Source organism: uncultured Thiodictyon sp., assembly GCF_903828115.1.
Lineage (GTDB): Bacteria > Pseudomonadota > Gammaproteobacteria > Chromatiales > Chromatiaceae > Thiodictyon.
The window spans coordinates 1-7610 of record NZ_CAIKKU010000743.1; the positions used below are offsets into that span (position 1 = coordinate 1).

Annotated in this window: 8 protein-coding genes; 4 read left to right on the top strand and 4 right to left on the bottom strand. The window is 66.2% G+C overall.

The annotated features are described in order from the left end of the window. Positions 1 to 32: 32 nt before the first annotated feature. From QZY48_RS27445 to QZY48_RS27455, 3 genes are all read right to left on the bottom strand, one after another. Positions 33 to 1427, bottom strand: coding sequence for an NAD(P)(+) transhydrogenase (Re/Si-specific) subunit beta (locus QZY48_RS27445; protein WP_295436778.1), 1395 nt, complete (start codon positions 1425 to 1427; stop codon positions 33 to 35). A gap of 67 nt (positions 1428 to 1494) precedes the next feature. Further along, complete coding sequence (locus QZY48_RS27450) at positions 1495 to 1782, bottom strand: proton-translocating transhydrogenase family protein (protein ID WP_295436779.1); 288 nt, start codon at positions 1780 to 1782, stop codon at positions 1495 to 1497. 82 nt (positions 1783 to 1864) lie between these two features. Further along, positions 1865 to 2950 (bottom strand): Re/Si-specific NAD(P)(+) transhydrogenase subunit alpha, encoded by a 1086-nt coding sequence (locus tag QZY48_RS27455; protein ID WP_295436780.1) that lies wholly within the window; start codon positions 2948 to 2950, stop codon positions 1865 to 1867. A 314-nt stretch (positions 2951 to 3264) separates the two neighbouring features. Here QZY48_RS27455 and QZY48_RS27460 point away from each other — a divergent pair, with 314 nt between their 5' ends. The 3 genes from QZY48_RS27460 (at position 3265) to QZY48_RS27470 (ending at position 5953) form a co-directional block, all read left to right on the top strand. Continuing rightward, the gene (locus QZY48_RS27460; RefSeq protein WP_295436781.1) at positions 3265 to 5169 is read left to right on the top strand and encodes an alpha/beta fold hydrolase; all 1905 of its coding nucleotides are present in this window, start codon (positions 3265 to 3267) and stop codon (positions 5167 to 5169) included. Positions 5170 to 5246: 77 nt separating this feature from the next. Then, positions 5247 to 5375 carry a hypothetical protein gene (locus QZY48_RS27465; protein ID WP_295436783.1) on the top strand — a complete coding sequence of 43 codons (129 nt, stop codon included), beginning with the start codon at positions 5247 to 5249 and terminating at the stop codon, positions 5373 to 5375. A gap of 116 nt (positions 5376 to 5491) precedes the next feature. Continuing rightward, positions 5492 to 5953, top strand: coding sequence for a hypothetical protein (locus tag QZY48_RS27470; protein ID WP_295436784.1), 462 nt, complete (start codon positions 5492 to 5494; stop codon positions 5951 to 5953). An 87-nt stretch (positions 5954 to 6040) separates the two neighbouring features. On the opposite strand, the gene QZY48_RS27475 is transcribed toward QZY48_RS27470, so the two are convergent. Beyond that, positions 6041 to 6295, bottom strand: coding sequence for a HypC/HybG/HupF family hydrogenase formation chaperone (locus QZY48_RS27475; RefSeq protein WP_295436786.1), 255 nt, complete (start codon positions 6293 to 6295; stop codon positions 6041 to 6043). Between the two features lie 382 nt (positions 6296 to 6677). Between QZY48_RS27475 and QZY48_RS27480 the strand changes: the two genes are divergently transcribed. Next, on the top strand, positions 6678 to 7205 hold the full coding sequence (locus tag QZY48_RS27480; protein WP_295436788.1) for a hydrogenase maturation protease: 528 nt from the start codon (positions 6678 to 6680) through the stop codon (positions 7203 to 7205). Positions 7206 to 7610: the final 405 nt, after the last annotated feature.

The window sequence follows — 7610 nt, forward strand, 5'->3', positions numbered from 1 at the left end:
GTCCGGCGCCGGACCCCGCGGCGCGTACCGGTTCAATGGGCAGAACCCTTCAGGGCATTCGCCATGCCCTCGATGGTGTCCTTGGCGTCACCGAAGACGAGCGAGGTGTTCTCCCGGTAGAAGAGCAGGTTGTCCACCCCGGAATAGCCCGGGCGCATGGAGCGCTTGAGGAAGAACACCTGCCGCGCCTTGCCCGCCTCCAGGATGGGCATCCCGTAGATGGGGCTCGTCTTGTCCTCTTTGGCGGCCGGGTTCACCACGTCGTTGGCGCCCACCACCAGGGCCACATCGCAGCCCGGGAACTCCGGATTGATCTCGTCCATCTCCAGCACGCGGTCGTAGGGGATGTCGGCCTCCGCCAGCAGCACGTTCATGTGGCCGGGCATCCGGCCCGCCACCGGGTGGATGGCGAACTTGACCTCGACCCCGCGCGCCTCCAGCAGTTCCATCAACTCCTTGCAGGAGTGCTGCGCCTGCGCCACGGCCATGCCGTAGCCGGGGATGATGATGACCTTGTTCGCGTCCTCCATCCAATAGACCGCCTCCTCCACGGAGGACGACTTGACCCCGCGGCTGGCCGCCAGGGCCCCGGCACTCGGGTCACCCGTCTCGTCACCGGAGCCGAAGCCGCCGAAGACCACGTTGATGATCGAGCGGTTCATGGCCTTGCACATGATGTAGGAGAGGATGGCGCCGGAGAACCCGACCAGGGCGCCGACGATGATCAACAGGTTATTGTGCAGGGTGAAGCCGGTAGCCGCCGCCGCCCAGCCGGAATAGCTGTTGAGCATAGAGATGACGACCGGCATGTCGGCCCCGCCGATGGGGATGATCAGGGTCACGCCGATGACGAAGGCCAAGAGCGTCATGATGGCGAGCGCCCAGACCGACCCGGTCATGGCGAAATAGACACCGAGCCCGATGGTGGCGATGCCGAGTACGGCGTTCAGGAGGTGCTGGCCGGTGAATTTGACCGGTGCGCCGCTCAGCAGACCCTGGAGCTTGCCGAAGGCGATCACCGAGCCGGTACAGGTAATGGCGCCGATGATGATGCCGGCGGAGAGTTCCGCCATCATCACCGCGTCCGGGTGCCCGGTGTTGATGAAGGTGCCGATGGCCACGAGCACCGCCGCCATACCGACGAAGCTGTGCAGGGCCGCCACCAGTTGCGGCATGGCGGTCATCTGGATGCGCATGGCCAGGATGATGCCGATCACCGCCCCGATCGCCACGCCGGCGGCGATCAGGCCATAGGCCTGCACCTCTTGGCCGAACAGGGTGGCGGCCACGGCAATGACCATGCCGATGATCCCATAGAAATTGCCGCGGCGGGCCGTGGCGGGATGGGTCAGGCCCTTGAGGGCAAAAATGAAAAGGATGGCAGAGGCCAGATAGGCCACGGCCTGGGTATTGACCGAGAGTTCCATTGATGTTCCTTACAGTGGTGAGCGCCGGGTGGCAACAGGGCGGTGGATACCGTCGGGGGCGACGCTCCTACCGGGGCTTCTTCTTGAACATCGAGAGCATCCGGTGGGTCACCAGGAAGCCGCCGAAGACGTTGATGGAGGCGAGCAGCACGGCGATGAAGCCGAGCACCGAGGCGCCGGTCCCGGCCTGCTCGAACCCGGCGACCAGCAGCGCACCGACCACGACGATACCGGAGATGGCATTGGTCAGGGCCACCAGCGGCGTATGCAGTGAGGGTGTGACGCCCCAAATGACGTAATAGCCGATGAAGCAGGCCAGGATAAAGACATAGAGTGCGAGCAAGGATTCAGACATGACAGTGGTTTCCGTAAAGCGCGCGCGCCTGGCGCGCCGTAGGGTTGAGGGTTCGAGGTGATTGCGGTGCGCGCGGCGCACCCTAGCCCAGCATCGCCGCCGTGATGTCGTCCTGCATCAGGTCCTTGAGGACAGGTCCGGCGTCGCCCTTGTCGACCATGATCTCGATCAGGTTGGCCAGGTTCTTGGCATAGAAGGCGCTGGCATCGGCGGCGACCATGGACGGGTAATTGGTGTGGCCGACGATCACGACCCCGTGGCGCTCGACCACCTGGTCCGGGACCGTCAGGGGGCAGTTGCCGCCGCTGCCCGCCGCCAGGTCCACGATCACCGAGCCCGGGCGCAGGCGTTGCACGACCGCCTCCGTGACCAGCACCGGGGCCGGCCGACAGGGGATCTGCGCGGTGGTGATGATGACATGGGCGCGGGCGAGCTGATCGGCCAGGGCCGCCTGCTGGCGCGCCTTGGCCTCGGCGGACAGTTCCTTGGCGTAGCCGCCTTCGCCCGAGCCGGTTTCACCGAGATCCAGGTCGATCGGCTTGGCGCCGAGCGAGAGGATCTGCTCCCGGGTCTCGGGGCGCACGTCGTAGCCGAAGACCTCGGCCCCCAGCCGGCGGGCGGTGGCGATTGCCTGGAGCCCCGCGACCCCGGCCCCCAGCACCATCAGCCGGGCGGGCTTGGCCGACCCGGCGGAGGTCATCATCATCGGGAAGAAGCGCCCATAGCGGGCGGCCGCCTCGATCACCGCCCGGTAACCGGCGATATTGGCCTGGGAGGACAGCACGTCCATCGACTGGGCGCGCGAGGTACGGGGCATCCGCTCCATGGCCAGCACCCGGATGCCCTTGGCCCGCATGGCGGCGACCATCTCGTCCTCGCCGCAGCCCTCCATCAGCCCGATATAGATCCCGCCCTGGCGCATGGCGGCTACGTCCGCGGCGTCCGGGCGGCGCACCTTGAGCAGCAGGTCCGTGTCGTAGGCGCCGGCCCGGTCCGTCACGCGGGCGCCGGCCGCCTCGTACTCCGTGTCCGGGTAACCGGCCCGCACCCCGGCGCCACGTTCGACGAGCACCTCGAAGCCCTTGGCCGCAAACTTCTTTACCACCTCGGGCGTGGAGGCGACACGCGCCTCTCCCGGCCGAGTCTCCAGAGGAACCCCGATCTTCATGCTGTTATTTTTCCTGTTGGTGTGGTTGCGTTGTGGTGGCCGCCCAAGGGCGGCAAGATTGGATCATTATCATGTCCCGGGTCAATGGTGGCAACTTCTCGCAGAGCGGAGGCCCGCGGCACGCTTTACCCCTGGACCTCGGCTGCGAGGGCAGGCCCGCCCCCCTGAGCGTGACCACGGGCGAGGTCGACCCCAGTTGCGCTATGCTTGGGGTGTCGTCGCAGTTCAAGCCCGATCAGCGTCTCCACCAAGTGCCGCTGCCCGTCGCGTGGCCCCTGGAAACAGTATCGTCCGCCAGCTGCAGGTGTACCGTCATGCCAGATCCCAATGAGCCCCGCCCGACGAACCCCGGCACGGGCGTCCCGGTCGCCCTGTTACCCACGGCGGTGCACGCACCGCCTCCTGCCGGGCCGGCGGTTGCGGCGGCGGCAGGGACGGGCGGCGAATCGTCGGCGCCCGATCGGGTCGATGCGATTGTGCGCTCCTTCCTCGGTAACCAGGTCCCCGAGACCATCGACCGGATGGTCAACGCCAATCTGGCGCGCGGTACCGGCGGCATCTCCCCGACCGTGCTGGCCATGGCCTATTGCGATTGGCTGATGCATCTGGGGCTGGCGCCGGGTAAGCAGGCCCTGCTGACTGAAAAGGCGGTCCGCAAGCTGGTCCGGCTGGCGGTGTATGCGGGCGAGTCGCTGCAAGGGCAGGCGGCGCCCTGCATCGCACCCCTGCCCCAGGACCATCGGTTTACCGGTGAGGCCTGGCAGCAGTGGCCCTATAACCTGATCTATCAGTCATTCCTGCTGACCCAGCAGTGGTGGCATAACGCTACCACCCATAATCGCGGGGTCGATGAGCGCAATGAGGCGATCGTATCATTCGTGACCCGGCAGATTCTGGATATGTTCTCGCCGTCGAACTCGCCGCTCACCAATCCTGAGATACTCAAGGCAACCATGGCGGAGGGCGGGCAGAATCTGGTCCGTGGGTGGACCAATTTCCTGGCCGATATGCAAAGCCGCAATGGCGGTGAACCGCGCGACGCGTCGAGTGACACCTTTGTCGTCGGCCGCGATGTGGCGGTTACGCCCGGCCAGGTCATCTTCCGTAACGCGCTGATCGAGTTGATTCAGTACCAGCCGGCCACGCCGCTGGTCTATGCCGAGCCGATCCTTATCGTGCCCGCCTGGATCATGAAATACTACATCCTCGATCTGTCGCCGCACAACTCGCTGATCCGCTATCTGGTGGAGCAGGGGCACACGGTATTCATCATCTCCTGGCTGAATCCGGGCGCCGAGGATCGTGACCTGGGCCTGGCCGATTACCGGCGCGAGGGGGTGATGGCGGCGCTGGACGCGATCTCAGCAATCCGGCCGGGAACCGCGGTCCACGCCGTCGGCTATTGCCTGGGCGGGACCCTGCTGACCATCGCCGCCGCGGCCATGGCCCGCGATAATGATCAGCGCCTCAAAACGGTCACCCTGCTCGCGGCCCAGACCGACTTCACCGAGGCCGGTGAATTGCTGTTGTTCATCAATGAAAATCAGGTCGCCTTCCTCGAAGACGTGATGTGGGAGCAAGGTTACCTGGGCGCCGACCGGATGGCGGGCGCCTTCCAGTTGCTGCGCTCCAATGACCTGATCTGGTCGCGGCTGATCCATGACTATCTGCTGGGCCAGCGTCAATCGCAGAACGACCTGATGGCCTGGAATGCCGATCCGACCCGGCTGCCGTTTCGGATGCACTCGCAGTACCTGCGCCACCTGTTCCTGCGCAACGAACTGGCGATGGGCCATTACCGGGTCAATGACCGTGCCATCGCCATCACCGATATCCGGGCGCCGATCTTCGCGGTCGCCACCGAGCAGGACCACGTCGCCCCCTGGCGCTCCGTGTACAAGATCAACCTGTTGGCCGATACCGAGGAGGTCACCTTTCTGCTCACCAGCGGCGGTCACAACGCCGGTATCGTCAGCGAGCCGGGTCATGCCCGACGCAGTTACCAGGTGGCGTCGCGCACCGATGCGGATCGCTATGTCGATCCCGACACCTGGCAGGCCACGACGCCCAGGCAGAGCGGCTCCTGGTGGCCGGTCTGGGAGGCGTGGCTGGTCCGGTATTCGGCCGCGCAGCAGGTGCCGCCGCCCGCGCTGGGCGCGCCGGAGAAGGGGCTCCGCCCGATCTGCGCAGCACCGGGGACCTATGTGTTGCGCAAATAGGACGCCGACGTGTCGGCCTTGGCGTCTGGGGTACACTGTAGCCAGACCAACCCCGTATCTCTGTAGGGACCAACACCATGGGCTCTGTCGTCGAGCTTTATGAAGTCACGACCGCGATCGAACGCAGCCGCAACACCCTGCTGATGTGGCTCATCCCGCTCATGTTCGCCCAGGTCGGCGCCTTGGCGGCACTGGTCAAGCTGTGATAGGCCAGGTCAACGCGGGTTGCATCGGCATTTGCTGATATACTAAGGGATGATCCGGGAGCGTCCCCAGGCGTCCCTTTGCCCGATCTGTCACCCGCCGGTTCGAGGAGCACACCATGCCGAAGATTCAGAACGATCAGGAACTGCGTGAGGCCTTGAAGGCGCTCGACCCGGAGCGGCAGCGGCTGCTCGGCGCCCGCTTCGCCCAAGGTGTCGCGTCGCTTTTGGGCGACGAGCGCGTCAGGCGCGCCATCGAGACGGGGCTGCGCGCGGACGCGGCCCCAGGGGAGCTGGAGGACGCCTACCGGGCGGCCAAGGGCTACGCGACACGGACCTACACGGACTGCGGCAAGGACACGGACTGGCTGGCCCAGGCCGATCACTTCGTTGCCGCCGCCGTCGCCGCCGCCCTGACCCCCGAGGCGCAACTGGCCGAGCGCCAGAATCCGGCCTGGAAGGCCGCGGTCCAGGCGCGCATGGCGGTCAACTGCGCGATGATGGAGTCCGAGGAGGTGGCGCAGGTGAGTGAGGCGGAGCGTCAATACGCCGTCGCTAACGCGTTTTTCGCGCTGGGTTAATGCTGGATTTGGGCATCGCGCCGCGAAAAACGCGATTGAAAATCAAATGATTCTTTCCTGCGAGGTCCTTGGTCCGCACAGCGGACCCTACGCGGGATGACGCGGCGGTGCGGCCGCATCGTCGGCGGCCAGCATCTCGTCGTAGACCTCCCAGGCGGCGGCGGCGTCCTCCTCGCTGATGCGGTTCACGGCGTAGCCCAGATGGATGACTACATAGTCGCCGACGGCCAGCGGCTCGTGCTGGAGCATGAAGAGATTGGCCTCGCGTTGTGCGCCCTTGGCGGTGCATTGAGCGACGAAACCGTCGATGGATTGGATCTGCATCGGGATGCCGAGACACATGGTAGGCGGGCTCCGAACCTGGGATGATCGGCACAGGCTAAGCCTTGGAGCCCCCCGGGGCAAGGCGTCCGCGAAATCTCCGCACGGCTTCACCGTGAAAGTCCGGCGGGGACCTTGTGGGAGCGGCTTCAGCCGCGACGAGGCCTCGCGGGTTGCCCGAGGGTGGCGGGTCACCGCCTCTGCGTCTCTGCGCCTCTGCGTGAGACGTCTTAAAGAATCTCACGCAGAGGCGCCAAGGCGCCAAGGCGCCAAGGTTTTTCAGTGCGTTATCGGCGTTGCGCGATGCGCCCGGCAGGTGCTCTGGATGCCGGAGCTACCGGATCGTATTTCTTGACGAGCTTGGCGCCTTGGCGTGACCAACTGCCGGATTGAGGACAAAATAGTGGAACACCCTAAGACCCGGAAAACCCTGATCCTCGGCCTCGGTAACACCCTCATGACCGACGAGGCCGTGGGACCTATCGTGGTGCGGCGCCTCGAGTCCGAGACGGACCCGGCCGCTCCCCTGCTGTTCCTCGACGGCGGGACCCTGAGCTTTACGCTGGCGATGCCGATCGAGGAGTGTGAGCGCCTGATCGTGGTGGACGCTGCGGCCCTGGGGGAGGCCCCGGGGGGCGTGCGGGTCTTTGAGGGTGAGGCGATGGACCGCCAGGTGAGCCTGCCCGCCAAGAGCGTGCACGAGGTGAGCCTCGCGGACCTGATGGACATGGTGCGCCTGACCGGCCGCCTGCCCGAGCGGCGCGCCCTGATCGGTATCGAGCCCGCCGTCATCGACTGGGGTGACGGTCTCACCCCGCTTGTGGCGGCGGCCGTCCCGGCGGCGATGGACGCGGTGCGCGCGCTCCTGGCGCGCTGGGATGCGCAAGAGGGCCCGGGACCCTGGGCCCTGAGCGGGAATCAGGCCGACTGATGACCCTGGATCCGGCAATCGTTCAGACCGGCATGATCACTGATCTTTTAGGGTCTATAACGTGAACTCCGGCTAACAGCCATGAAGGGGGTTTCCGACACCCCGGAACATGAAAGTTCCTTGTGGGGGCGGCCTGCCGCCGCGATGCGGCGACGCAAGGAACTTTGACGCCGCGTTCCCCGCGCGGCCCGTCGCGGCTGAAGCCGCTCCCACCGGGCTCCGAGACGTGCGGGCCGGCCGGGGCCTGAACCGCGCGCCGCACCCTACTTTGCGGTTACTGACTCCAGGACCTTGGTCAGGATCAGATAGTCCTCGCGGTCCAGGTCGTGGGGCTCCTTCTGGCTCCCACGCTCCTGCGCTCCAGCGTGGGAGCAAGTGCGGGCGCTCCGCGTCCAGCGCCAAGAC